The organism is Thioalkalivibrio sp. ALRh, from assembly GCF_000381425.1.
Classification (GTDB): Bacteria; Pseudomonadota; Gammaproteobacteria; order Ectothiorhodospirales; family Ectothiorhodospiraceae; genus Thioalkalivibrio.
Genome location: NZ_KB906520.1, coordinates 130,127 through 156,437 on the forward strand (window position 1 = coordinate 130,127; position 26,311 = coordinate 156,437).

The following is a 26,311-nucleotide window of genomic DNA, read 5'->3' on the forward strand; positions in this document are numbered from 1 at the left end:
TGACGCCGGGCCGCTACCGGCTCAGATCTTGCTCTTCTGGTAACGCTTGTAGCTGGCAACAATCTCCGCCTTGGCCTCTTCGGCGCCTACCCAGCCCTCAACCTTGACCCACTTGCCCTTCTCCAGCTCCTTGTAGCGCTCAAAGAAGTGCTTGATCGAGTCCAGCAGTTCCTTCGGCACGTCTTCCGGGCCCTTGAATCGCTCGGACTGCGTGCACAGCTTGCTCACCGGAACCGCCAGGATCTTCGCGTCGACCCCGGCCTCGTCGGTCATTTTCAGCATACCAATCGGGCGCGAGCGCACGACCGAGCCCGGCAACAGTGGCACCGGGGTGATCACCAGCACGTCCACCGGGTCGTTGTCTTCCGACTCCGTGTTCGGGATGAATCCGTAGTTGCACGGGTAGAACATTGCGACCGCCATAAAGCGATCGACCACCAGAGCCCCGCTGTCCTTGTCCATCTCGTACTTGACGGGCTGGCCCTGGGTGGGGATCTCGATCACCACGTTGATGTCGTTGGGGAGATCCTTGCCGGCTTCGATCTGGTTGAGGTCCATGCTTGAGTATATTCCGATTATTTTGAAGAGCGGGGCATTATACAGGGGAGAGCCTCCGCAATGGCACCCGTCGCCGTCAGGCCAGGGAGCCACGGGCTGTATTGAGCGGTTGCGGCCGATTACCCTCAGGCGGTATAAGACCGCGCTCGGGAAACGGTTTGCGCCGCACCGCCGCGGCCCTTTCACGATAGCCATTCACCGTGCCGCCTCGTACCCGGCTTGTGCTGCGGTTCGGCGTCGCACCCGGCAGCAGGAGTCAGCCATGCGTATCGTCCTGATGGGCGCACCGGGGTCCGGCAAGGGCACCCAGGCCAAGAAGATGGTCGCCACCTTCGGTATCCCCCAAATCTCCACCGGCGACCTGCTGCGCGCCGCAATGGCCGCCCAGACCGAACTGGGCAAGCAGGTCGAAAGCGCGATGAACGCCGGCCAGCTCGTACCCGACGACCTGGTCCTGGGCCTGATCCGCGACCGGCTGCAGGAACCGGACGCACAAAAGGGCTTCATCCTCGACGGCTTTCCACGCAACGTCGCCCAGGCCGAGACCCTGGACACCATGCTCGAGAAGCTCGGCGCACCGCTGGACCAGGCGATCCAGATCGATGTGCCGTTCGATGAACTGAAACAGCGCCTGACCGGACGCGTCTCCTGCGGCGATTGCGGCGCGGTATTCAACTCCCATACCTTCCCGCCCCAGCAGGAAGGGGTTTGTGATTTGTGCGGTGGCGAACTCGTCCACCGCGCCGATGACACCGAGAAGACGGTCGTCAATCGACTGAAGGTCTATGAAGAACAGACCCAGCCGCTGATCGAATACTACGCCCGCCGCGGCCTGCTCAAGCATGTGAATGGCACCCGCGACATTGCACTGATCTTCGACGAAGTCCGCCAGCTGCTGGGGAAACACTGATCCAGCATGATCCGTGTTTCCCCAGACTGAAACCCGCATGACGCCATCGCCTGACGGCTACGCACGCCCACTGCACCGCCGGGCCACGGCGCGGACCATCATTGCCTGCGTGCTCGGCGTCACGGCCACGGCGGCACAGGCCGGACTCGAGCGGATGGAGCGCCCCCCGGGCTGCGACTTCGCCCCCGGCATGGAGTGGCCCGAGATGCGCGAGCTCGCGGCCGAAATCACTGATATCGACGCCGATTACGTACGCCGAGAGGGTGAACTGATCAGCGCCCGCGGAAACGTCCAGCTCTTCGAACAAGGACGTCGCCTGGATACCGAATTCCTCGAATACGACCGGGCGACGGGCGTGGCTCGCACCGAGGGTGACACCCGGCTGTTCGACGGCGACCTGCTGCTGCACACCGACGGTGGCGAGTACCGCCTGGACGAAGAAACCGGGGAATTCCGGCGCATCGACTACCTGGTGCAGTCCGTGCCGGCACGAGGCAGCGCCGGGGTGGGCATCCAGCTCGCGCCCCACCTGCACGAGTTCGAGGACGCCGAGTACACCACCTGCCCGATCGACAACGACAGCTGGTGGCTGCGCACACGAGATCTGGAACTGGACCGCGAACGCGGCATCGGGGTTGCCCGCAACGCCCGCATTGACTTCAAGGGCGTGCCCATCGCCTACACGCCGTACATCCACTTCCCGCTGGACGACCGCCGCCAGAGCGGCTTCCTGCTGCCCAGCGCCGGGGTCAGTTCACGCCACGGGCTCGACATCAGCACGCCCTGGTACTGGAACATCGCACCGAATTACGACGCGACGTTCACCCCGCGAGTCATGTCGGACCGCGGGGTGAAGCTCGGCACCGAATTCCGCTACCTGCAGCCTCGCCACGAGGGCGTGGCCGATATCCGCTACCTGCCGAGCGACCGCGTATTCGGCGACGACCGGCACTACGTGCAGTGGTTTCACCAGAGCCGCCTGACCTCGGACCTGCGCTTTCGCCTGGACGCCGCCGACGCCTCCGACAGCGAGTATTTCCGCGACTTCGGTGGCGCGGACCGCTACTCCGGCAGCACCCCCTATCTGCGCCGCCGGGCGGACCTGACCTACAACCAGCCGGCCTACCGCCTGCGCACCCGCATCGAGGACTACCAGATCATCGACCCCGAGTTGCGGGCCCAGCGCGAGCCCTACCAGCGCCTGCCGCAGATCACCCTGGAGGCGGGCGAGTATCTGGGGCGCGGACTGGCCTGGGACCTGGACACTGAACTGGTGCGCTTCGAGCGCAGCGAGAGCGACTCGCTGGAACCCCTGGGCACGCGCTTCGACCTCAACCCCACGGCCTCCTGGCGTTTCGATACTGGGGGCTTCTTCTTTGAGCCCAGTGCCGGGGTGCGCTATACCCATTACGAACTGGACCGCCGGGGCGAGCCAGGACCCGAGTCGATCAGCCGCACCGTGCCGCGGGCATCGATCGACACCGGTCTGGTCTTCGAACGTCCGATCCAGGACGGGCGTCGCCTGCAGACGCTGGAACCGCGGATCTTCTACGGCTATGTCCCGTTCGTCGACCAGACCGATATCCCGGTCTTCGACACCGGCGAGGCGGACTTCAGCTTCGACAACCTGTTCAGCCTCGACCGCTTCGTCGGCGCCGACCGGGTCGGCGACACGCACCAGCTGACCACCGCGCTGACCACCCGCATCTTCGACGAGCAGACCGGCCAGGAACGGATGAGCCTGTCCGCCGGCCAGATTCGCTATTTCGAAGATCGCGAGGTCCGCCGCGCTCCTGACGGCGATCCGCTGACGGAGTCCCGCTCGGATCTCGCCCTTGAGGGCCGCGTGCGCATCGGCGATGCCTGGAGCGGCCGGGGCTCCATCCTGTACAACCAGGACGAAGGCGAGACCACCCTCACAGCACTGTCGGTCAGCTACAGCCCGAGCGCTCGCGCCCGCATCAACGTGGGGTATCGTCAGCGCGAGGCCGGCAACCGCTCCATCGACCAGACCGATGTCTCCGTGCTGTGGCCGGTGACCCCACGCATCGATGCAATCGGGCGCTGGAATTACAGCCTGCAGGAGGAGCGTGATCTCGAACTTCTGGCCGGCCTTCAGTATCGTAGTTGCTGCTATGGCATCCGAGTGGTCGCCCGCCGCGCCTACGACTTCGACGAGACCTACGACAACTCGATTTATTTCCAACTCACGCTGGACGGACTCGGACGTTTCGATTCCGGCGTGGATTCGCTTTTGAGCGAGGGTATAGCCGGATATGACGCACTCCCCTGACCAACACCGCCGGGCCTCCTGGCTCCCGCTACTGGGCGCCGTGCTTATGAGCCTCGGCCTGTCCGCACAGGCGCAGGTTCCCGGCGGCGAACAGCCCGAGGACGCCGTCGAGGCCCCGGTCACCCCGGGGGCCGCCTCCGAGGCCGGTGCGCCGGCCGCGCCCATCACGCCACCGGAGGGGGATCAGTTCACCGATCGCATCCTCGCCGTGGTCGGCGACGACGTGGTGACCCAGCGCGAACTGGTCGAGCGCATGAACCTGGTCGCCCAGCAAATGATGGAGCGCGGCACCCGCCCGCCGGATCGTGACACCCTCGCCCGGCAGGTCATGGAACGGCTAATCGTCGAGCGCGTTCAATTGCAGGAGGCCGAGCGGGTCGGCATCAACATCGACGAGATGACCCTGAACCGGGCGATGGAGAACATCGCGCGCGAAAACCGCATGAACCTGCCGCAGCTGCGTCAGGCCCTGCTGCAGGACGGCGTCGACTTCAACGCCTTCCGCGAACAGATTCGCAACGAGCTGACCGTCAACCAGCTGCAGCGTCGCCAGGTCGACAACCAGATTCGCGTCAGCGACCAGGAAATCGCGGACCTGATCGCCTCGGAAAGCGGCGCCATCGACCGCGGCGTGCGCTATCGCATCGCGCACATCCAGGTCTCGCTGCCGCGCGGCGCGGACTCCGCCCAGATCGCCACTGCGCGCGAAAAGGCCCGCGAACTGCGCCAGCGGGTGCGCGAGGGTGAGGACTTCGCCAGTGTGGCCATCTCCGAATCCGATGCCCCGGATGCCCTGGAGGGCGGCGACCTCGGCTGGCGCACCGCCGGCGAGATCCCCTCCGTATTCGCCCGCGAGGCCGTGCTGATGCGCACCGGCGAGATCAGCGACGTGCTGCGCTCGCCGAATGGCTTCCACGTCATGAAGCTGGTGGACCGCGAAGGGGGCGACCAGACCCGCGTCCGGCAGACGCAGGTACGCCACATTCTGATCAGCCCGGACCAGGTCCGCAGCGACGAGGAGGCCCGCCGCCAGGCCGAGTCCTTGTACAACCGCATCCGCGAGGGCACCGACTTCGAGGCCCTGGCCCGCGCAAACTCCGACGACCCCGGCTCCGCTGCCCAGGGCGGCCAGCTCGGCTGGATCAGCCCCGGCGAGCTAGTGCCCGAGTTCGAGGAGGCGATGAACGCCCTGCAGCCGGGCGAGATCAGCGAGCCGGTGGAGAGCCAGTTCGGCTGGCACATCATCGAGGTCCTCGACCACCGCGAGGTCGACACCTCGCGCGAGCAGATCCGCGCCCGTGCCCGCGAGATCCTGCAAAACCGCAAGCGCGAGGAAGAGATCGAGCTGTGGATGCGGCGCCTGCGCGACGAGGCCTATGTCGAGTACCGCGTTGACGGCTTCGGCTCCTGACGCCCGGACGCCGGGTGCAATCCCGCGTCTGGCACTGACCGCCGGCGAGCCAGCCGGGATCGGGCCAGATCTGCTGATTGCCCTGGCCCACGAGCCTGGCGGTGGCGCCCAGCGCGTCGCCATCGGGGACCCGGATGTACTCGAGCAGCGGGCGCAGCAACTGGGCCGATCGATCCACCTGATCCCCTTCGACCCCGAACGACCGCGCACCGCTACGCCGCGCGGGGCCCTGGAGATCGTCGCGGTCCCGGCCGGCGGCCCGGTGCAGACGGGCACCCTCGACCCCCGGCACGCCGAAGGCGTACTGGCAATGCTCGCCGCCGCCGCCGATGGCTGTCTCGATGGCACCTTCGACGCGATGGTCACCGGCCCGGTGCACAAGGGCGTGATCAACCGTGCCGGCATCCCGTTCAGTGGTCATACCGAGTGGCTGGCCGAACGCGCCGGCGCGCCCATGCCCGTGATGATGCTGGCCACCGAATCCCTGCGGGTCGCACTGGTGACTACCCACCTGTCCCTGCGCGACGTCCCCGACGCGATCACGCCGGAGCGCATCGAGGCGGTCGCCCGCGTACTGCACCACGATCTGGCCGAGGACTTCGGAATCGAACGCCCGAGCATCGGCGTGTGCGGACTGAACCCGCACGCCGGCGAGGACGGGGTACTGGGGCGCGAGGAGATCGAGGTCATCACCCCCACGCTCGACCGGCTGCGCGCCGAGGGCCTGGACCTGCGCGGGCCGCTGCCCGCGGATACCGCCTTCACCCCGCGCGCCCTCGCCGAGGTCGATGCGGTACTGGCGATGTATCACGACCAGGGGCTCCCGGTGCTCAAGCACGCAGGATTCGGGCATGCAGTCAACGTGACCCTGGGGCTGCCCTTCGTGCGCACCTCGGTCGATCACGGCACGGCCCTCGACCTGGCCGGCAGCGGCCGCGCAAAGGTCGGCAGCTTCCTCGCGGCCGAGGGCCTGGCTCGGGAACTGGCCCGCCATCGCCTGCAGGCACAGGCCGCGCACGCCCATGGGTGATGCCGCACATGGGTAGCGCGCTGCCGCCGATCCGCAAGCGGTTCGGCCAGAACTTCCTGCATGATCAGGCCGTGCTCGCGCGCATCGTCGGCGCGATCGCCCCGCACCCCGACGACCCGGTGCTGGAGATCGGCCCCGGCCGGGGGGCCCTGACGGGCGCCTTGCTGGAGCGCCTGAATCGTCTGGTCGCGGTGGAGATTGACCGTGACCTGGCGGCCGGTCTGCGCGCCGCCTTTGCCCCGGAGCGCCTGGAGCTCCATGTGGGCGACGCGCTGGATCTGGACCTGGCAAGCCTTGGCCCGACACCGGAGGGTGGCTGGCGGGTCGTGGGCAACCTGCCCTACAACATCTCGACCCCCCTGCTATTCCACCTGCTCGATCAGATGGAGGCCATCCGCGACATGCATTTCCTCCTGCAGCGCGAAGTGGTCGAGCGCATGACCGCCGCCCCCGGCAGCAAGACCTATGGCCGACTGACGGTCATGCTCGCGGCGCGCGCCCGGGCCCAGTCGCTGTTCGGGGTTCCCCCCGGCGCCTTCCACCCGCCGCCCAAGGTCCACTCCGCGGTCGTGCGCATCACACCACTGGAGGCGCCGCTGGTGGACAGCGCACTGTATCCGGCGTTCGCAAAGGTCGTGAATCAGGCTTTCTCCAACCGCCGCAAGACCCTGCGGCGGGGGCTGTCCGGGCTGGTGGATGCCTCCCGGATCGAGGCCGCCGATCTGGACCCGGGCGCCCGCCCGGAGACCGTGGACGTCCACGGCTTCGCAGCGCTGGCGCGAATGGTCGCGCCCAGCTGACCGGCCCCGCCAGCGGACCGCGATCCGCTATGATGGACCCATGGACTTCATGGTGGCCGACATCGGAGGTACCCGCACCCGGGTCGCACGTGCGCGCCGCAGCGGCGCGCACTGGTCGTTGCACGACATCCGCCGCTACCCCAGCCGCGACTTTCCCGACCTGGACCACATCCTCGAGGTCTGGCGCAACGAGGTCGAACCGGCCGAGCCGCTGGCCGCTGCCGGACTGGCCCTGGCCGGCCCCGTTCAGAGCGGTCGGGCCCGCGCGACCAACCTCGACTGGCCCGAACTGGATGCGCATGCCCTCGAACAGGCACTGGGTATCCCGGTCGCCCTGATCAACGATTTCGCCGCTGTCGGCGCCTGCCTGGATGCCCTGGAACCCGGAGACCGGATCACCCTGCAGAACGCAGCGGCCGATCCAGAGGGTTTGCGCCTGGTGGTCGGGGCCGGAACGGGTCTCGGGACCTGCCTGGTCGGCCCGCGCCAGCAGCCCGCCATCCATCCCGGCGAAGGGGGGCACGCACGCTTTTCCCCGGCCGACGCCAACGAGGCGGCACTCGCGGCGTTCGTCAGCGCCGAGGAAGGGCTTTGCACCCGCGAGCACCTGCTCAGCGGCCGCGGCATTGCACGCATTGCACGCTTCGAGCTGGCACGCCGGGACGATGGCGAGCTGGCGCGGGCGCTGACCGCGGCCGACCCGGCCGCCGCCATCAGTGACCTGGCCGATGCCGGCCATGCAGCGGCCCTCGCGGTCGTCCAGCGTTTTGTAACGATCTATGCGGGACAACTAGCCGACATGGCCCTGACTGCGCTGCCCACCGGTGGGCTATACCTGGCCGGCGGGATCGCCCCGCGCTGGGCCGATTACTTCCAGGACACGACGTTTCTGCGGGCCCTGCATAATCGCCCACCGATGACCCACTTGCTTGAGCGACTGCCCGTGTCCCTTATCATGCACCCTGAACCCGGCCTGCTGGGCGCTGCCGTCAGCGCCTGGTTCCAGACAGGAGCTGCAACCGAATGAATTCGCCTCGCGAAACCGAAGAACACGCCATCGAGATCGAGGTCGCCACGGCCTATGTCGAGGACCAGTCGGAGCCCGATGACGACCGCTACGTGTTCGCCTACCACATCACGATCCGCAACTCCGGCGCGCTGACCGTGCAGTTGCTGAATCGCCACTGGATCATCCGCGATGGCCGCGACCAGACGCAGGAGGTGCGCGGCGAGGGCGTGGTGGGCGAGCAGCCGCGCATCGAGCCCGGTGACAGCTTCGAGTACACCAGCGGCACGGTGATCGAGACGCCGGTCGGCACCATGGAGGGCAGCTACGGCATGCAGGACGAACGCGGCAACACCTTCGAGGCGCCGATCCCGCCCTTCACCCTCTCCGTACCCCGTACGCTTCACTAGGCCAGGGCATGGCCCTTTACGCGGTTGGTGACCTCCAGGGCTGCCTGGACCCGCTGGAACGCCTGCTGGAGCAGGTCCGTTTCGACCCCGCCACGGATCACCTTTGGCTGGTGGGTGACCTGGTCAACCGGGGACCAGACTCGCTTGGGTGCCTGCGCTACGTACGCGCCCTGGGCGATGCCGCGACCGCCGTGCTGGGCAATCACGACCTGCACCTGCTGGCCACGGCCGAGGGTGTCCGCACCCCCGGCAACAAGGACACCCTGCGCCCCGTGCTGGACGCCCCGGATGCCGCCGAGCTGCTGGATTGGCTGGCGCAGCGCCCCCTTCTGCATACTGATCCCGCGGCTGGCTGGACCCTGGTGCATGCCGGCATTGCGCCGGGCTGGGATCTCGAAACCGCGCAGACCGAGGCCCGGCGGGTGGAGGCCGAGCTGCGCGACCCCGCGCGACGCCATGCGCTGTTCGAGGTGATGTACGGCGACGAGCCTGCCCACTGGGACCCGGAGCTGGCCGGATATGATCGCCTTCGCTTCACGATCAACTCCTTTACCCGCATGCGCTACCTGATGCCCGATGGCGGACTGGAATTCTCAGGCAATGGGCCACCGGAAGATGCCCCGGAAACGCTGACACCGTGGTTTGCCTGGCCGGGCCGCCCAAGCGAAGGCTGGTCCCTGGTGTTCGGTCACTGGGCCGCGCTCGGTCACCGCCGAGGACCCGGCTGGCTGTCACTGGACAGTGGCTGCGTCTGGGGCAGGACAATGACGATCGCGCGCCTCGACGAGACCCGCGACCCCTTCCGGGTACGCACCTGGCAGACCGCCTGCAGCCAATAAGGCGCAGCGTGGCCATCGGCGGCGCAAAGAGCGTCCGCCAGGGAAACACTGAGCAATGCACATGCTCGCACTTGAGTCGCTTTCGCGTGCGAACAAGGCGCGGTGACTACCGTGCAATCGATCTGCACAAGGGAGCCGCAGCACCGTGCGCACACCCGTTTTTGATCAACAATGGGCGGGTAACGCGCTCCACGAGACGCCTTGCCTCGGAAAACCCGGGCACCGATGCGACTTGTACTTGGGTCAGTGCTTCTCTAACCCGCGTGGACCGAGTGCAGATACGCCGAGAGTTCGTCCAACAGACGATCGCGGGCCGCATGCAGTTCGTGCAGGCGCGCCAGAGCCCGGCTATCCTCACCGCGTTCACGCAGGGCGAACAGCTCGCCGGCCAGGTCATGGACCTCCTGGTGCCTCTGAAGCAGGGCCTCGGCCTCGTCCACCCGCCGCGAGCCCGCACGCTCGAGGCCGCGAACGAATCCGTCCCGATCCTCGGCCAATAACGGCGGCTGAGAAGTCTGCCCCTGCAGATAGGCCTCCGCACGCATGACCCAGGCCCGGTGGGCGACTGCGGCATACATCAGAGGCATGGCCTCGCGATGGATCCGAGCCAGGTCCGCCCAGTGGGCCGGTGGCTGCCACTCGTTCACCCACGCCGGGATCCGGTCCGCCGGCATGGGATGCGCAATGCCGTAGCCCTGGGCCAGATCGCAACCGATGCCCAGCAGCATGTCGCCATGGGCAATGGTCTCCACCCCCTCTGCGATCACCTCCCGGCCGAAGGCCCCGGCCAGGCTCAGGACCCCGTCCAGAATCGCCAGATCCTCGGGATCATCCAGAATATCGCCGATGAAGCTCTGATCGACCTTGACCATCCCCGCCGGCAGGCGCTTGAGATAGGTCAACGAGGCGTAGCCGGTGCCGAAGTCGTCCAGCGACACGCCCACCCCGAGGGCCCGGCAACCCTCCAGGCGGCGGGAGATCTCCACCATGTCGCCCAGCGCACTGGTCTCCAGGACCTCCAACTCCAGGCGCCCGGGCGCGAGATCCGGATGGTGCTGCAGCAGCCGCTCCAGGCGCTCGACGAAGTTCGGCTGGCGCAACTGGTAGGCCGCGATGTTGACACTGACCTGTGTGGACAGCCCGACGGTCTCCCAGGCCCGCAGCTGCTGCAGGGTCCGGTCGATCACCCACTCGCCGAGATCAACGGCCAGCGGATGGTCCTCGATCTCGGGCAGGAAATCCCCGGGCGACAGCAGGCCATACTCCGGGTGCTGCCAGCGGATCAGGGCCTCGAACCCGATGACCGTGCCGCTGCGCATATTCACCTTGGGCTGATAGAACAGGACGAATTCCTCGTTCCCCAGCGCGCGGCGGATGTCTTCGATGGTCTCGTGGTGGCTGCGCGCCGAGCGGTCGCGCTCGGCATCGAACACATGGAAGCGCCCTTTGCCCGACAGCTTCGCCTGATACATCGCCTGATCGGCCTGACGCAGAAGCTGGTCTGCATCCAGGTCCTGGTCCGCCTCCGGGTAGAAGGTCACCCCGAGGCTGGCGGAGACCTGCAACCGGTCGTCTTCCAGCAGCATGGGTTCCGCGGCCGCCTGCAGCAGCCGCTGCAGCAGGGCCTCGCAGCCGTGCAGATCGCCGACGTCGATCAGCACCGCGACGAACTCGTCCCCACCCAGGCGGGAGAGGGTGTCTTCCGAGCGCATGACCGCCTTCATGCGCGCAGCGACCTCCACCAGCATCCGGTCCCCGGCCGCATGCCCGAAGGTGTCGTTGATTCGTTTGAACCCGTCGAGGTCCAGATAGACGACCGCCAGGTGCTCGCCATGGCGCCGCGAGCGGGCCATGGCCTGCTGCAGGCGATCCGCCAGAAGCACCCTATTGGGCAGACCGGTCAGTGCATCGAAATGGGCGATCCGTTCCAGCTGCCGCTCGTGCTCCTTGAGGGTGGTGATATCAGTCGAGATCCCCAGCAGGCCAATGATCTGGCCCGGCTCGTTGTCGTCCCGGATCGGGGTTTTGATCTCCAGATACACTCGGCGGCCGCCATCCTCCTCGATGACCTCGATCTCCTCGGTGGTCTGGTCGCCGTCCAGCACACGGTGGTCGATCTTGCGCAACCGGCGCACCGTGTCTGGAGGGAAGAAACGGCTGTCGGTGCTGCCGGGCAGATCCTCCTCCGTCGCGCCGAACAGGCGCCGGCAGGGCTTGTTGGCAAACGTGTATCGGCCCTGCGGGTCCTTCATGTAAATGTAGGAGGAGACATAGTCCAGCGCATCACGGAAGCGCTGTGACTCGGCATGGGCCGCGCGCAGGGCGAGCTCGTCGTTCTTGCGGTCGCTGATGTCGGTGCAGGTACCGATCATCCGCAACGGGCGGTCCTCCGCATCGCGACTGACGATCAGGCCGCGATCCTCGAGCCAGATCCAGTGACCATCCGCGTGCCGGACCCGGTACTCCTGGACGTAGCGTTCGCGCCGGCCCTCGAGATAGGCCCGCAGCGCGGCCTTCACCGACTCCTTTTCATCCGGATGGATGCGCCGTTCCCATTCCTCCAGGGAGGCCCCGAGTTCGGCCTCGACCACCCCCATGATTTCGCGCCAGCGGGGCGAGAAGTAGAGCGTGTCCCGCGCGATATCCCAGTCCCAGAGGCCACTGCGCGAACCCTCCAGGGCAAAGCGCCAGCGAAATTCGCTCTCGCGCAGCTGCTGCTCCTGCCCGCGGAGCTCGTCGGTCAGGCGCCGGGCGATCTCCTCGGCGCGCACCCGGGTGCCGGAGATCGACAGGATCAGCCCGAACAGCAGGCCGCTCAGCGCCAGCCCGGCCACCAGCGTGCCCCAGGCGCTGGTGTAGGCCACCGCCGCATCCGGGTCCTGGTGATCGAACTGCAGCCGCCAGATGCGGCCGTTGAACTCGATCTCGCGGGACTGGGCAAACCGGCTGGGGACCTCCGAGTCGATGCCGCTGTTGCTGAACAGCAGGCGGTCGTCATCCACCTGGGGCCCGTCATAGATGCGCAGCCCAACGCCCTCGCCCTCCATCAGTTCCCAGTCACCAAGGATGCCGGTCATCAGGTCCGTCATGCGGTACGGACTGTAGGCCCAGCCCTTCAGGGCCTCGGCCCGTTGCCCCGGCGTATCGATGGGCATATCCATGCGATAGATGGGCACGTACATCAGCGTACCGGCCTGCACGTCCTCCTCGGTCTCCTGCACCAGCTGCACACGCCCGGTCAGCGCCGCACGCCCGGTATCCCGGGCCTGGGTCATCGCCTCGCGGCGCACCGGCTCCGAGAACATGTCATAGCCGAAGGCCCGCTGATTGCGGGCGTCGAAAGGTTCGAGGTAGACGATCGAGGAGTAGGTCTCGCGCGGACCCGGCGGAAACACGGTGTAGTCCGGGAAGCCCTCGGCCCGAATCTCCTCGATGTGTGCGGCCAGCTCGTCGGGCCGCAACAGGCGTGAAAAACCGATCCCCTGCACGCGCTCGAGGGTGTCGGATACCCGGAGCTTGCGCACGTAGTCGCGCCACTCCTCGCGCGTGACCTCCTCGGAGGCGTCGTACAATCCTGCGGCCCCGCGCAGCACCAGGGCGTAGGCATCCAGTCGCTCCTCGATCCGGATCGTCACCTGATCGGCGGCGAACGCAAAGCGATCAGTCGCCTCGGCATCCAGCACCTGCTTGACCTGAAGCGCCGCGAGCAGCGTCAGCACGCCGCCAAAAACCAGTACGATCACCGCGAACGAATAGCGTCCGGAAGCATGGGTACGCGGGTGAAAGAAGGGTATCAACGTCAACAAAACGCCCTGGCCGTGAACAGAGCCAAGTTAACCACGAAAGAAATTCCGGTAACACCGGTCCCGGGCCGAGCCCGGGTCGCGGCCAGGCGAAGCAGAAAACGACAGGGCGCGCCGCTGTCGTCAGTCGCCGGCGACGGTCATCGATTCGACCAGGATCGAGCCGGTGTGGATGTTGCCCCGGCGATCGACGTCGGTCCCCACCGCGACGATGCGCTGGTAGATGTCCTTGAGATTGCCGGCGATGGTGATCTCTTCCACCGGGTACTGGATCTCGCCATTCTCCACCCAGAAGCCGGCGGCCCCGCGCGAGTAGTCGCCGGTGACCGCGTTCACACCCTGGCCGATCAGTTCGGTCACCAGAAAGCCCGTGCCCATCTCGGCCAGCAGGGCGGCAAAGTCCCGCTCGCCCGGCTTCACGGTCACGTTGCGCGCGCCACCCGCGTTGCCAGTGCTCTCCAGCCCCAGGCGCCGGGCGGCGTAGCTGTCCAGGGTATAGCTCTGCAGTACGCCATCAGACACCAGAGGACGGTTGCGCGTACGCACGCCCTCGCCATCAAACGGGGCACTGCCGAGCGCGCGCGGCGTCAGCGGGCGTTCCTCGATCTGCATCCAGTCGGGAAACACGGACTCCCCGACCGCATTCAGCAGGAACGAGCTGTGGCGGTACTGTGCGGGGCCGGAGATCGCGCGGGTAAAGCTGCCGATCAGCGTGCGCGCCATCTCCGGGGCAAACAGCACCGGGCAGCTGCGCGTGGAAAGCTTGCGCCCGCCCAGGCGCCGCACGGTGCGCTCGGCGGCCTGACGCCCGATAGCCTCGCAGGCGTCGAGATCCGCCGCGTGGCGGGCCACGGTGTAGGCATAGTCGCGCTGCATGCCGGCATCGTCGCGCGCCACCAGGGCACAGGACATCGAGTGACGCGTACTGCGATACCCGCCCATGAAGCCCTGCGAGTCGCCGAGAAAGGCGATCGCCCGGCGGGTGCTGACGCTCGCGCCTTCGGAGTTCTCGATCCGCGAATCGGCGGCAAAGCCCGCGGCCTCGATCGCACGCGCAAGTTCGGTCGCCTGCTCGGCATCGCAGTCCCAGGGGTGGTCGAGGTCCAGGTCATCCCACTCCCCGGCCTTGAGCGCGGGATCGGGCATCCCGGCATAGGGGTCCGGCTCGGTGTAGCGCGCGATGCGGCAGGCGGCCTCGACCGTATCCAGCAGGGCCTGCTCGCCGAAATCGGTGGTCGAGGCGGCCCCCTTCGACTGGCCGAAGTAGGCAATCAGCGACAGGCTCTGGTCGCGTTCGTACTCCAGCGTCTCGATCTCGCCCTTGCGCACGGAGAGCTCCAGACCGACGCTGTGGCTGACCACCGCCTGCACATCCGAAGCCCCCTGCGCGCGGGCCACGTCCAGGGTCCGCTGGACGCGATCCTGCAGGGAGTCGGCGGAATGGGACAGGGCCTGGATCTCGAGATCCGGCGCCATGCGTTCGGGGGATGTGCTCATACAGACGTCCGTTTGCCTTCAGATCAACAGAATCGGCGGGCCGGGTTCATCCCGGCCCGCCGTGGTGTGCGAAGCCCCGCGGGGCTTCAGGAGGGGCGGCCCGTGTGCTTGTGTACGGCGCCAACGTTGCCCCAGCGTTCCAGGTCCTCGACGTGCACGCCGACCCAGTAGAGCTTGCCAACGCTGTCACGGGTCCAGCCACCAACCAATTCCTGGCCCTCGCCCAGCTCGACGTGATCGGCGAAATGCTCGGCCCGTTCGCGGTCGCGGAAGACATGCCACTGCACGATCTTGTCGTGGCCGTGTCCCTCGGGCAGGGAATGTTCCTGATCCAGAAAATCCAGCTTCATCTAAGCCTCCTTGTCGCTGCTCGTCCGCGGGCACGCCGGGCCGGCGTCAGGCCGCCTGGGTGCCCCCCACGGTCATGCCGTCGATACGCAGGGTGGGCTGCCCCACGCCTACCGGCACGCCTTGTCCTTCCTTGCCACAGGTCCCCACCCCGGGGTCCAGGCGCATGTCGTTGCCCACCATCGAGACGCGGGTGAGCACGTCCGGGCCGTTGCCGATCAGGGTCGCGCCCTTGACCGGGTAGGTCACCCTGCCCTTCTCGACGCGATAGGCCTCGGAGGCGGAGAAGACAAACTTGCCGGAGGTGATGTCCACCTGCCCGCCGCCGAAGTTGACCGCATACAGGCCGTCCTCCACCGAGGCGAGGATCTCCTCCGGGTCAGCCTCGCCCGCCAGCATGTAGGTATTGGTCATGCGCGGCATCGGCAGATGGGCGTAGGATTCGCGCCGGCCGTTGCCGGTCGACTGGACGCCCGTCAGTCGGGCATTCATCTCGTCCTGCATGTAGCCACGCAGAATACCGTCCTCGATCAGCACGGTCTGTTGCGTCGCAGTGCCCTCGTCGTCCACGTTCAGCGAACCGCGGCGCCCCTCCAGCGTGCCGTCGTCGACGATGGTGATGCCCTTTGCGGCCACCCGCTCGCCGATACGCCCGGAAAAGGCCGAGGTCCCCTTGCGGTTGAAGTCGCCCTCCAGGCCGTGGCCAATCGCCTCGTGCAGCAGCACACCGGGCCAGCCCGGGCCCAGCACGACCTTCATCGTGCCGGCCGGCGCGTCACGCGCCTCCAGATTCACCAGGGCCTGGCGCACCGCCTCGCGGGCATAGCCAGCCGCGCGGTCATTCTCGAGGAAGTAGCGATAACCGAAGCGGCCGCCGCCCCCGGAGCTACCGGATTCGCGGCGATCCCCCTGCTGGGCGATTACCTGAACGCTCAGGCGGACCAGCGGGCGTACATCGGTGGTCAACTCGCCACGCGCATTCAGTACCAGGACGACCTCGTGCACCCCGGCGAGGGAGCACATCACCTGGGTCACGCGCGGATCGGCGGCGCGTGCTGCGGCGTCCACTTCCTTGAGCAGGTCGATCTTGGACTGCTCGTCCAGCGAATCCATGGGGTTCTCGGGGGCGTAAAGCGCCGGACGAGTCGGCATGCGGCTCGCGACCGCGACCCGCCCGCTCTGGCCCGCATCGGCGATGCTGCGCGCGGTGCGGGCCGCATCCAGCAGGGCCGGCATCGCGATGTCGTCCGAATAGGCAAAACCGGTCTGCTCGCCACGCACCACGCGGATACCCACGCCGCGCTCGATATTGAAGCTGGCCGATTTGACGATGCCGTCCTCCAGCGACCAGCCCTCCTGGCAGGCAAACTGGAAGTAGCAGTCGCCCCCGTCCACGCCGCGGCCAAAGGTCGTGCCGAGCAGGGTGGTCAGCTCGTGGTCGCCCAGACCGGCCGGGTCGAGCAGGGTTTGTTGGGCAAGGCTGTCGATCATGGAATCCTCGGGGTTCAGGAATGCGTTCAGTATGGAGCTTGGGGCCCGCGCCGGGCTTTCAAGCCCGCGCGCCACGCGGTTATGCCCGCCGCAGACATTCGGACTAGACCGTCCCCGGGCAGGCCAGGCGCCGATGTTCGATGGTGGGGAACACGGTGCGGATGCGCTCGACCTGGGCATGATCCAGATCGGCCAGCAGCACACCCGGGTTGCGCTGCAACTGATTCACGACCCGGCCCCAGGGGTCGACCAGGGCGCTGTGCCCATGGGTCTCGCGACCGTTCACGTGGAACCCGCCCTGGGCCGACGAAAGCATATAGCACTGGTTCTCGATCGCGCGGGCACGCAGCAGGACATCCCAGTGAGCCTGGCCGGTCTGCGCGGTAAACGCCGCCGGCAGCGCGACCCAGTCAGCCCCCTGGTCCAGCAGGGCCCGAAACAGCTCCGGGAAGCGCAGGTCATAGCAAATCGCGAGCCCCATGCGCCCCACAGGGGTATCCACGACCACCACCTCGTCGCCCCGTTCGAATACTTTCGATTCCGTGTAGGCCTCGCTGCTGTCTGGTAACTGCACGTCGAACAGGTGGATCTTGTCGTAACGTGCGACCTGCTGGCCCTGGTCGTCGAACACCAGGCAGGCGGAGCGCACGCGCCCCCCGTCCTCGGTCTGTAGCGGCACGGTGCCACCGACAATCCACAACCCCAGGCGACGGGCCTGCTCGGCGAGGAAGGCCTGCAGCGGCCCCGCCCCGTCGGCGACCTCGGCGATGCCCAGGATGTCCGACTCCTGCATCCCCATGAACGCGAAGTTCTCGGGCAGCACCGCCAGACGGGCCCCCTTGTCCGCGGCCTCCTGCAGCAGGCGCTTGGCCTCCAGCAGGTTTGCCTGGGGCTGAGGCCCGGAGGCCATCTGTATTGCCGCTACCTGTGTCATCGGTACATCCGCTAGTCGTCGTTGTCAGTGGCGGGCTGAACCAGGGTCTGCACCTCCGGGTCGTCCCACGGACCGGTGACGCGATATTCCACGCGAGCGGCCTCTTCGATTTGATCCCCAATCCCCAGCACTCGTTCCGCCAACAGTACCACCACCCCGGTTACCGGACCGCCGACCAGGGCCCCGACGATCGGCAGTGCGGTACGCAGACTCGGCACCACCACGATGTGGTGATCGTAATCGCGCGCGACCAGGCCGGTGCGACCGCTCAGTCGTACGCGCGCGGATGGGCCCCGCATCTCCAGATCGGGGACGTGCAGATTGCCATCTTGCAGCGTCGCGGTCGCCTCCAGCCGATCGAACGAAAGTCCTTCCGTGAACACGTCACGGAAATCGAGCCGCAGACGTCGCGGCAACACATCCAGACTCACCAGCCCCAGCAGGCGCCCTGCCCCCGGCTCGACATCCGCCAGGCGGCCATCTTCGAGTTCCAGCTCCATCGTCCCGGCCAGTAACGCCAGGCGCGGTGCATACAGCGGACCAGGCCAGGACAGGTCCAGTCGACCCTCCCCCTCGCCCCCCACCAGTGCGCGGGAGAGCCGTGCCGATGACAGGGCCCCTCCCCAGTCATCACCAGACAGCCGGACATCCAGACGGCTGTCGGGCCGTCCGTCGGCGAGGACATGCCAATGGCCAGTCCCTTGCGCCCGCAAATCGCCGTCCGGGCCGCGGGCGCGCAGGCTCTCCACCCGCAGACCCTGGTCCACGGGCTCCAGTGCCAGGTGGACATCGGCCAGGCGGTACTCGCCGACTTGCAGCCGGTCCAGGATCAGATCCACCCCCGGCCACTCCCGCGGGTCCTCCAGCCCCCCTCCCTCGACAGCCCGAACGGTCGTATCGCTGTCCGGCTCGCCATCAAATTCCACGTCCTCGAGGATCAAATGACGCAGGCGCGCCTGCCAGCGGTCACGGCCATCGCCGGACGCACGCCAGGAGGCGCTTCCCGCCAGCCAGGCAGACTGGGCCTCCAGGTCCCAGCCCTCGTCACGACGCTGCCCCTGCAGGCGCGTACCCGGGATCTCCAGCTCGCCCCAGCGGATACGATCGCGCACGTCCAGCTCGATCCGCTGCAGGCTGAGGCCGCCGCTGCCATCTGCGGCTTCCACATCCCCCAGATCCACATCCCGCGCCCAGGGCGCCTCGGCCAGCGCCTCCAGCCAGGGCTGGACCTCCAGCTCCGGCAACCGCGCCCGCACCGAGAGGCCCTCGCCCGGAAGCGAGAGCAGGGTTGCGGCCGGGATGCCTATCTCCAGCGCCATGGCCTGCACGTCCGTTCCGGCCGCAGCGGTCTGTGGATCCACCCCGCGCGCATCCGGGTCGTCCGGTGCCTGACTTGGGCTCAGGCGCAGGTGGGCCCGCAAGGTCTCGCCCAGCCGCACATGCCCGATGCCCGCCCGGCTGTGACCGAACGGGAGCGTTACCTCCAGTGGGCGCCGCTCATCGGGTTCCTTGCCAATCGGGCTGGGCCAGTCGATCCCGACGCCGACCAGATCCGAGCTCAGGTCGAGACGCACGCCATCGATGGCATCCCCCAGCCGCAGGGTCGCATCCCAGGTCGCGCGCCCCTCCAGATATGGCTGCAGGGCGGGTATCTCCTCCAGCCACGGTTCCAGCGGCTGGGGGCCATGGGCGCGAATCGTGGCCTCCTCGCCGTTCAGCGGCCAGTCGGCGCTGACATTGATCCACTCTCCATGGACTCGTGCCTGCACATCATCGGCCCATACCCGGTCGTGGGTATCAAAATGCACCGCACCCTCCACGGCCTCGAAGCCGGTCGGCCAGCCGGCGACTTCGGCCCGCGTATGCAGCAGGTCCAGCTGTCCCTGCACACGGACATCCTGCAGGCGGTCCTCGTCGAGCGGCAGGGTAATGCCCAGGGCCAGACGCGTGGGCCCCTCGATCATGGCCGCATCGCGAATCTCGGCGGCGTCCTCCAGCAACCCGGCCTGACGCAGGTACAGCAGCAGGTCCTGTGCGGTGCCGTCGCCCGTCCCTTCGATTTCCAGGACCGGGGTGTCCATCATGTCGTCGATCCACACCTCGGTGCCGTGGACCGCCGTATCGAGGATGCGTCCCGAGACATCGGTCGCGCGGAAACTCGCGTTGTGGAACAGCAGGCGCCCGCGCAAGTCCTCCGCCACCGGCCAGCCGGGCTCGTAATCGAGCCGGCCTTCCTCGATATCCGCCCACAGGTCGAACACACCCGACTGATCCGTAAACGGGAAGTCGCGGCCACGGCCGCGATAGACCATACCGCCCCCGTCGGAGACCCCCGTCTGGATGCTCTCCGCCAGCCACTGGTAGGTATTGGATGGCAACAGGTGGATGGGCAGATAACGCTGGGTGTAGTCGCCGTCGGCGCGCAGGATATCCAGCGCCAGGTCCACGCGCGGGCCCGACTCGTGTCCGTCGAACAACAGCCGCATGCGTCCGCGCGCCGCCGCGTGCTCGTTCGCGACATCGAGCCCCTCCCCGGCGATGCGCCAATCACCCGCCTCGCTGCGCTCGGCCCGCAGCCGCCCGCGCACCGTCTCGACCCACAGGGGGTCATCAAACAGGGTCGGCATCTCGAAGCGCACATTGCGGCTGTCGAGGTCGAGCTCCAACCCGCCCTCGCGCCAGGAGACCTCCCCGTCGAACCCCTGCACGCCCGGCCCGTAATCGCCCGCATGCCATTGCAGATCGCGCAGTTGCGCCAGCGCCTCCACCGGCTCCAGGCGTTCCCCGTCATGCTGTGCCCGCACCCAGGCATCGCCAAGCCGTCCGCGCGGGCGCACCTCGCGCAGGGGGTCGGCCAGCTCGGGCGCGCGCTGCTCTACCAGGAACAACAGGGGGGCATAGGGTTCCACCTCCAGGTCCCGCGCCGCGAGTTCCAGCGCCTCGACGATCAGGGCCTCGGGTTCCCCCCCGAGCGTATAGCGCAGGCGCAGATCGCCCGACCCCGGGCGCGTGGCGGTCCAGTTGGATTCATGGGCGGCGCCGCGCACCCGCCAGTCGAAGCGATGACCAAAGGCACCCCCCGGCTCGCCCCCGGCTCCGTCCAGCTGGGTGTCGTGCTCGCCGCGCAGCGCGACCACACGGCCATCGTCGATCTCGCCCCAAAGGCGCAGAGCGGTCGTGCCGGGAGGCGGCTCCCAGCCCAGGCGCACCAGCCAGGGAGACCAGGCGCCCAGTGCCACCGGCTGGGTATCGAGGAAGAAACGTGCATCGCGGGCGGTCGCATCCGGCACCTCCACTCCCAGGATGAAGTCACCGTCGGCCGCCCCCTGCATGGCGCCATCGAGAAAGACTCGCAGCCGGCCCCGGGCATCCGTCCGCACGGCCAGGCGCCGCACGTCCAGGACCGACTCCAGCGCCGCCCCGCGGTCCTCCCAGGTGACGCGCACCTCGCTCGCCTCGAGATCCGGCCAGCGCTCCACCGGGATCTCCAGCAAGGCGCCGTCGCCCAGCCCCACCTCGTAGCCGTGTACGTGAATCGCGCCATCGGCCTCGCGGACCACCCGGACCTCGGTGCCGGCCACTTCGATCTGCATCGACGGAAAACGGCTTCGCAGCGTCGCACCGGCGCTGAGTGACAGGCGCAGACGTTCGAGATGCAGCGGTTCCTCGCCGGACAGGTCGACACGCACGCCCCGGGCAACCAGCGCCGGCGACCAGCCGGACCAGCCCAGATCGATCTCGTCCGTGCGAACGGGGTAGCCCAGCTGTGCGCTGGCCGTGGTCTCCACCCACTCGTCCAGCCCGTCCCAGTGGGCCACCGTCAGGCGCAGAGACAGCAAGGCAAGCGCAGCCAGCGCAATCAGCAGCAGGAGGACGCCAACAGCGACACGAACGGAGTGTGACAGGGCTCTCATTTCAGCCCCGACCGGCCGCAACACCGCCGGCCCGGTGTGCCGGGACCCCTGCGCTGTCTGGGCCCGTGCATCGCTGTCACGCCGTCCGTTTCCTCCTCCGTTCCTGGCTGGGGGCTCGTTTACCCAGCGTTTCCCTGGCTAGAACAAAACCACCTAGATGAAAACCACGTCGAACTGCTCCTGGGTATATAGCGTCTCCACCTGGAAACGGATCGGGATACCGACAAAGCTCTGCAGCTCCGCCAGGCTCGCCGATTCCTCGTCCAGAAGCAGGTCGATCACGTTCTGCGAGGCGAGCACGCGCAGTTCGCGCGCGTCGTACTGACGTACCTCGCGCAGGATCTCGCGAAACAGCTCGTAGCAAACGGTCTCGGCCGACTTCAGATAGCCGCGCCCCGCACAGGTTGGACACGGTTCGCAGAGCTGGTGTTCCAGGCTCTCGCGCGTTCGCTTGCGCGTCATCTCCACCAGCCCCAGTGGCGAGACATCGCAGATCTGCGTCTTCACGTGATCGCGTTCGAGCGCCTTCTCCAGCGCGCGGATCACCTGGCGCTTGTGCTCGTCGTCCTGCATGTCGATGAAATCGATGATGATGATCCCGCCGAGATTGCGCAGGCGCAGCTGGCGCCCGATCGCCTGGGCCGCCTCGAGGTTGGTCTTGAAGATCGTCTCTTCCAGCTTGCGATGCCCGACGAAACCGCCGGTATTGATATCCACCGTGGTCATCGCCTCGGTCTGGTCGAAGATCAGGTAGCCCCCGGACTTCAGCTCGACCTTGCGCTCCAGCGCCCGCTGAATCTCCTCCTCGACATTGAACAGATCGAAGATCGGGCGCTCGCCAGGGTAATGCTCGATCCGCCCGACCAGCTCCGGGAGGTACTGTGCGACGAACTCGCACACCTTCTGGTAGGTCTCGCGTGAATCGATACGGATGCGCTCGATCTCGACCCCGACCATGTCGCGCAGGATGCGCAGCACCAGCGGCAGGTCGGCGTAGACCTCCTCCCCCGCACTGGCCTCGGCGGCGGCGAGCTGAATGCTGTCCCAGACCTTCTTCAGGAAGGCCGTGTCGTTTTCCAGGGCCTCGTCGTCCACCAGCTCCGCCGCGGTGCGCACGATAAAGCCATGCTGCGGGGCGATCTCGTCGCGCAGCGCCTCCACCTTCTCGCGCAGACGACTGCGCGAGCCCTCGTCCTCGATACGCGTGGATACGCCGACATTGCTCTGATTCGGCATCAGCACCAGATGGCGGGACGGCACGGTGATGTAGGTCGTCAGCCGGGCGCCCTTGGTGCCCAGCGGGTCCTTGATCACCTGCACCAGGACATCCTGGCCTTCGCGCAGCAACTCGCGGATGGTCTCGGCACGGCCGGAACCATTGCCGCCGCCGTTTCCGGCGCCATTGCCCGCCCCATTGCCCACTCCTGGGCCATTAAGCTCTTCACGCTCCACCGGGGCCACGTCGGAGGCATGCAGAAAGGCCGTACGATCCAGGCCGATGTCCACGAAGGCCGCGTCCATGCCCGGGAGCACGCGCACGACACGACCCTTGTAGATGTTGCCGACGATCCCGCGCCGACGGGCCCGCTCCAGGTGCAGTTCGGTCAGAACGCCGTTGTCGACCAGGGCCACGCGGCTTTCCTGGGGGGTGACGTTCATCAGGATTTCGGTACCGGTCATGCTGGGTTTTTCTTCTTGTTGTTGTGAATGTACAGGCCGCGCCGACGTCCCGCGCAGCCGTGGGACGTCGGCGCGGCGGGACTACTTGGAGTCGGCTTCGGCGGGCTCGGGCGTTGCGGCCTGCTGCTCCGCCTCGCGCCTGGCCTCGAGCTTGTCGGTGCGCGGCCAGGACTTGATCACCGCGTGCACAAGGGTCGCCAGCGGGATCGCGAAGAACACGCCCCACAGCCCCCAGATGCCACCGAACACGAACACCGCCGCGATGATCGCGACCGGGTGCAGATTGACCACCTCGGAGAACAGCAGCGGGACGAGCACATTGCCGTCCAGGAACTGGATCACCCCGTAGGCGATCAGCAGCCACGCAAACTCGCTGGACAGCCCGAACTGGAAGTAGGCCACCGCGGCCACCGGGATCGTCACCACTGCCGCCCCGATATACGGGATGATCACCGAGATGCCGACCATGAACGACAGCAGCACGGCGTATTCCAGCCCGAACCAGTTGAAGGTCAAAAAGCTCACTGCCCAGACGATCAGGATCTCGATGAACTTGCCGCGCACGTAGCTGGCGATCTTCACGTTGACCTCGCGCCACACCTCGCTGGCCAGGTGCGAGTCGCGCGGCATGAAGCTGCGTACCCAGTCGAGGATCAGGTCGCGGTCCTTCAGCATGAAGAAGACCATCAGCGGCACCACGATCAGGTAGATCACAACATCCACCAGATGCCGGGCGCTGGCCAGCGAGAACGAGACGACGCGCTGTCCCAGCATGGTGGCCTCGGCCTGGATGGCGCCCATCAGATCGCGCACCTGCTCGTCCGTAATCAGTTGCGGATATCGCTCGGGCAGCTGCAGGAGCAGCGCCTGCCCCTCGCGGATCATGCCCGGCAGTTCGCGCACCAGTTGCGTCACCTGGGCCGACATCAGCGGCACGACACTAAAGAGGGCAGCCACCGTCAGCGCCAGGAAAACGATCAGCACGATCGTGACCGCCAGCAGGCGTGGAACATGCAGGCGTATCAGCTTTTGCACCGCCCCCTCCAGCAGGTAGGCGATAATCAGCGAAGCGAGCAGCGGCGCGAGAATGCGCCCGGCGAAGACGATAATCAGGAACCCCGCCAGCAGCAGGAACGCCAGGATCACTACCTGAGGGTCGGTGAAGTGCCGCCGGTACCACTCGCGCAGGACGTCGATCATCGCGACTCGTCCCCGTCAGCCGAACCACCGTTCGCCTGAGTATCCTCGCCCTGGCGCATCGGGTCCTCGGCCAGTACCTTTTCGTAGTGGGTCTGGAACACAACCTCCAGCTCGTCGATCACCTCCACCGCCGAACGCCCCTGCATCACATGCTGGGCCATCAGCGCCGAAGTCTCGTTGAGCAGCTTGGAGCGATCCAGCATGTGATAGGTCGCCGACAGCCGGCGCATCGCCTTGACCACCGACTCCTGCTCCGGGCGCGGAATCGGCTCCGGCTCGGGCACCGGTTCCGGTGCCGGGGCCGGCGACTCCTGTTCAAGGAATCGCGCGAATTTCAGCAGGCTGGCCTGATCCTCGGGCGACAAGCGTGACGCGATCTCGGCCAGCTCGCGCGCCGGGTCGTCCTTTTTCTTCTTGCCACGGGCCAGGGCGGAGGCGACATCGCCCCCGCCCAGCCCGCCGGGACTGCCCATCGGAGGGAGCATGCCTACTCGTTCTCGATCTTCAGGCTGAACACGGGCATCTTGCGCCGCTCCTGCATCAGGCCGAGCTCCTTCACCAGGGCAACGATCACGTCCTCGGTGACCTTTTGCATGTCACCCCATTCCATGCGCGCCTCGCCCAGCAACTCGCCCATGTTCGGCGGCGGGTTGTGCTTGGCCTCCATGATGATGTCTTCCAGCATGCCCGGCTTCATTTCCGGCCGGAACAGCAGGCCGTAGGTCAGCTTGTCCGGCCGGACCGCCAGCCAGTCACCATCGTCGTCCACCAGGACCGGCTCCAGCCCCTCCGGCAGATCCACGCGGCCGTTGACCAGCTGCAGCACGCGACGCCCGTCCAGGGCCTCGGCCAGGTCGTCGCCCTCGCCGGCCGCGGTCTTGTGCGCAGTCACGAAACGGGCCCGGTACATCGGGTCCTCATGCGCGGTGCCGCCAGCCTGTTCGGCTACCAGCAGCCCGCCCATGCCCAGCCCCACGACCGGGCGCTGCGAACGGCGGAAGATATCAATCAGCGCCAGCTCGTCGGGGACCTGCGGGTTTTCTTCATGGTCCGCGGTCGGCCAGGCACCACCGAGCAGCCACAGGCCGTCAAACTGGGCCGCCGACCCGGGGAGGTCCTGGCCGACAAAAGGCCGGTAATAGGAAAAGCCGATATCGCGCTTTTCGAGCTGCGATTCGATCAGGCCGAGAAACTCGGAATAGCTATGCTGCACTACGCAGTAATTCTTCATGTCGCGTCTTCTATTCGATTGGATTCTGTGTTCGCGGGGTCACCCTCGGCAGCGCCGGGCCCCAGGCCCGTGCAGTAGCCGCGCAGGAACTGCATCAGCACCTCCAGCGTCGGCACGCGGAACTGCTGGCGCGCATGCACCAGCGAGATCGGGCGTTCCAGCGGCGGGTCCAGCGGGATCGCCGCCAGCTCGCCCAGTGTCAGTTCCTTGGCGACCACGGCCTCGGACAGTACCGACACGCCCATGCCCGCCGCCACGGCGCCCTTGATGGCCTCCGGGCTGCCGAGTTCCATACACCCGCGCAGGGTATTGCGGTCGTAACCGGACCGCCCAAGGTACTCCATGATGACCTCGCGGGTCCCGGAACCCTCCTCGCGGCATATGAATGGCTGCTCGACGAACTCCGCGACCCGCACATTCTTGCGGCTGGCCAGTTCGTGCTCCGGCGGCACAATCAGGCGCAACTGGTCCACCGTGCAGGGCTGTACCAGCAGGGTGCGATGGCTCACCGGCGCCTCGACGATCCCCAGGTCAACACTGCCCTCTTCAACCATCGCGACGACATTCTCGGTGTTGCCGACACGCAGCCGGATACCGATATCCGGGTGTGCCCGACGGAAGGCGCCGAGCAGGGCCGGCAGCATGTACTCGGCCACCGTCATGCTCGCGCCGATCACGATCGCCCCGCCGTCAGCACCCTTCAGCTCGCGCAGCGCGGCCTCCAGCTCGCCGTAGGTATCGAAGATGCGCTCGGCATAGCGCTGCACCAGACGCCCGGCCTCGGTCAGGGTCACCCGATTGTGGTTACGGTCGAACAGCCGCGTCTCCAGCTGCTCCTCCAACTGGCGCACCTGGAAGGTGACTGCCGGCTGGGTCATATGCAGGACCTCGGCCGCCCTGGTAAAGGACAGGAGGCGCGCCACCGTAAGAAAGACCTGCAAGCGTCTATCGGCCAT

Annotated in this window: 20 protein-coding genes; 8 read left to right on the plus strand and 12 right to left on the minus strand. The window is 67.3% G+C overall.

Translation table 11 applies throughout. The features are described from left to right. Window positions 1-21: 21 nt before the first annotated feature. Entirely contained in the window at window positions 22-558 is a 537-nt protein-coding gene (gene ppa, locus F791_RS0108440) for an inorganic diphosphatase (protein WP_018138663.1), read from the minus strand. A gap of 262 nt (window positions 559-820) precedes the next feature. Between ppa and F791_RS0108445 the strand changes: the two genes are divergently transcribed. From F791_RS0108445 to F791_RS0108480, 8 genes are read left to right on the plus strand one after another with little or no spacing between them, the layout of a single operon-like run. Continuing rightward, window positions 821-1,468, plus strand: coding sequence for an adenylate kinase (locus tag F791_RS0108445; RefSeq protein ID WP_018649281.1), 648 nt, complete (start codon window positions 821-823; stop codon window positions 1,466-1,468). A 37-nt stretch (window positions 1,469-1,505) separates the two neighbouring features. Continuing rightward, window positions 1,506-3,761, plus strand: a complete 2,256-nt coding sequence (locus F791_RS0108450; RefSeq protein WP_019592452.1) for an LPS-assembly protein LptD — start codon at window positions 1,506-1,508, stop codon at window positions 3,759-3,761. Further along, window positions 3,745-5,172 (plus strand): peptidylprolyl isomerase, encoded by a 1,428-nt coding sequence (locus F791_RS0108455; protein ID WP_026333016.1) that lies wholly within the window; start codon window positions 3,745-3,747, stop codon window positions 5,170-5,172. The genes F791_RS0108450 and F791_RS0108455 overlap by 17 nt, the downstream gene beginning before the upstream one ends. Continuing rightward, window positions 5,138-6,202, plus strand: a complete 1,065-nt coding sequence (gene pdxA, locus F791_RS0108460) for a 4-hydroxythreonine-4-phosphate dehydrogenase PdxA (RefSeq protein ID WP_019592454.1) — start codon at window positions 5,138-5,140, stop codon at window positions 6,200-6,202. Before F791_RS0108455 ends, pdxA begins: the two co-directional genes overlap by 35 nt. Before the next feature lie 8 nt (window positions 6,203-6,210). Next, the gene (rsmA, locus tag F791_RS0108465) at window positions 6,211-7,002 is read left to right on the plus strand and encodes a 16S rRNA (adenine(1518)-N(6)/adenine(1519)-N(6))-dimethyltransferase RsmA (protein WP_018175425.1); all 792 of its coding nucleotides are present in this window, start codon (window positions 6,211-6,213) and stop codon (window positions 7,000-7,002) included. Window positions 7,003-7,042: 40 nt separating this feature from the next. Further along, a complete protein-coding gene (locus F791_RS0108470; protein ID WP_019592455.1) occupies window positions 7,043-8,029 on the plus strand; it encodes an ROK family protein in 987 nt (328 codons plus the stop codon). Further along, on the plus strand, window positions 8,026-8,418 hold the full coding sequence (gene apaG / locus F791_RS0108475; protein ID WP_012983348.1) for a Co2+/Mg2+ efflux protein ApaG: 393 nt from the start codon (window positions 8,026-8,028) through the stop codon (window positions 8,416-8,418). Before F791_RS0108470 ends, apaG begins: the two co-directional genes overlap by 4 nt. 8 nt (window positions 8,419-8,426) lie before the next feature. Further along, on the plus strand, window positions 8,427-9,257 hold the full coding sequence (locus tag F791_RS0108480; protein ID WP_018994085.1) for a symmetrical bis(5'-nucleosyl)-tetraphosphatase: 831 nt from the start codon (window positions 8,427-8,429) through the stop codon (window positions 9,255-9,257). Between the two features lie 254 nt (window positions 9,258-9,511). On the opposite strand, the gene F791_RS0108485 is transcribed toward F791_RS0108480, so the two are convergent. The 11 genes from F791_RS0108485 to F791_RS0108535 form a co-directional block, all read right to left on the minus strand. Beyond that, window positions 9,512-13,000, minus strand: a complete 3,489-nt coding sequence (locus F791_RS0108485) for an EAL domain-containing protein (protein ID WP_019592456.1) — start codon at window positions 12,998-13,000, stop codon at window positions 9,512-9,514. Between the two features lie 183 nt (window positions 13,001-13,183). Continuing rightward, entirely contained in the window at window positions 13,184-14,557 is a 1,374-nt protein-coding gene (pmbA, locus tag F791_RS0108490) for a metalloprotease PmbA (protein ID WP_018138654.1), read from the minus strand. 86 nt (window positions 14,558-14,643) lie between these two features. Beyond that, window positions 14,644-14,907 carry a hypothetical protein gene (locus F791_RS0108495; protein ID WP_012983351.1) on the minus strand — a complete coding sequence of 88 codons (264 nt, stop codon included), beginning with the start codon at window positions 14,905-14,907 and terminating at the stop codon, window positions 14,644-14,646. A 46-nt stretch (window positions 14,908-14,953) separates the two neighbouring features. Next, window positions 14,954-16,396, minus strand: a complete 1,443-nt coding sequence (gene tldD / locus F791_RS0108500; RefSeq protein ID WP_018138653.1) for a metalloprotease TldD — start codon at window positions 16,394-16,396, stop codon at window positions 14,954-14,956. 103 nt (window positions 16,397-16,499) lie between these two features. Then, entirely contained in the window at window positions 16,500-17,330 is an 831-nt protein-coding gene (locus F791_RS0108505; protein WP_038038394.1) for a carbon-nitrogen hydrolase family protein, read from the minus strand. 11 nt (window positions 17,331-17,341) lie between these two features. Then, window positions 17,342-21,244: a YhdP family protein gene (locus F791_RS0108510; RefSeq protein WP_019592457.1), complete on the minus strand. Its 3,903-nt coding sequence runs from the start codon at window positions 21,242-21,244 to the stop codon at window positions 17,342-17,344. 153 nt (window positions 21,245-21,397) lie between these two features. Further along, window positions 21,398-22,924, minus strand: coding sequence for a ribonuclease G (rng, locus tag F791_RS0108515; protein WP_018138651.1), 1,527 nt, complete (start codon window positions 22,922-22,924; stop codon window positions 21,398-21,400). Between the two features lie 81 nt (window positions 22,925-23,005). Further along, window positions 23,006-24,124 carry an AI-2E family transporter gene (locus F791_RS0108520; RefSeq protein WP_018138650.1) on the minus strand — a complete coding sequence of 373 codons (1,119 nt, stop codon included), beginning with the start codon at window positions 24,122-24,124 and terminating at the stop codon, window positions 23,006-23,008. Further along, the gene (locus F791_RS0108525; protein WP_018138649.1) at window positions 24,121-24,597 is read right to left on the minus strand and encodes a hypothetical protein; all 477 of its coding nucleotides are present in this window, start codon (window positions 24,595-24,597) and stop codon (window positions 24,121-24,123) included. Before F791_RS0108525 ends, F791_RS0108520 begins: the two co-directional genes overlap by 4 nt. 14 nt (window positions 24,598-24,611) lie before the next feature. After that, on the minus strand, window positions 24,612-25,355 hold the full coding sequence (locus F791_RS0108530) for a type 1 glutamine amidotransferase (protein WP_018138648.1): 744 nt from the start codon (window positions 25,353-25,355) through the stop codon (window positions 24,612-24,614). Next, on the minus strand, window positions 25,352-26,311 hold the full coding sequence (locus F791_RS0108535) for a LysR family transcriptional regulator (RefSeq protein WP_018649277.1): 960 nt from the start codon (window positions 26,309-26,311) through the stop codon (window positions 25,352-25,354). The genes F791_RS0108530 and F791_RS0108535 overlap by 4 nt, the downstream gene beginning before the upstream one ends.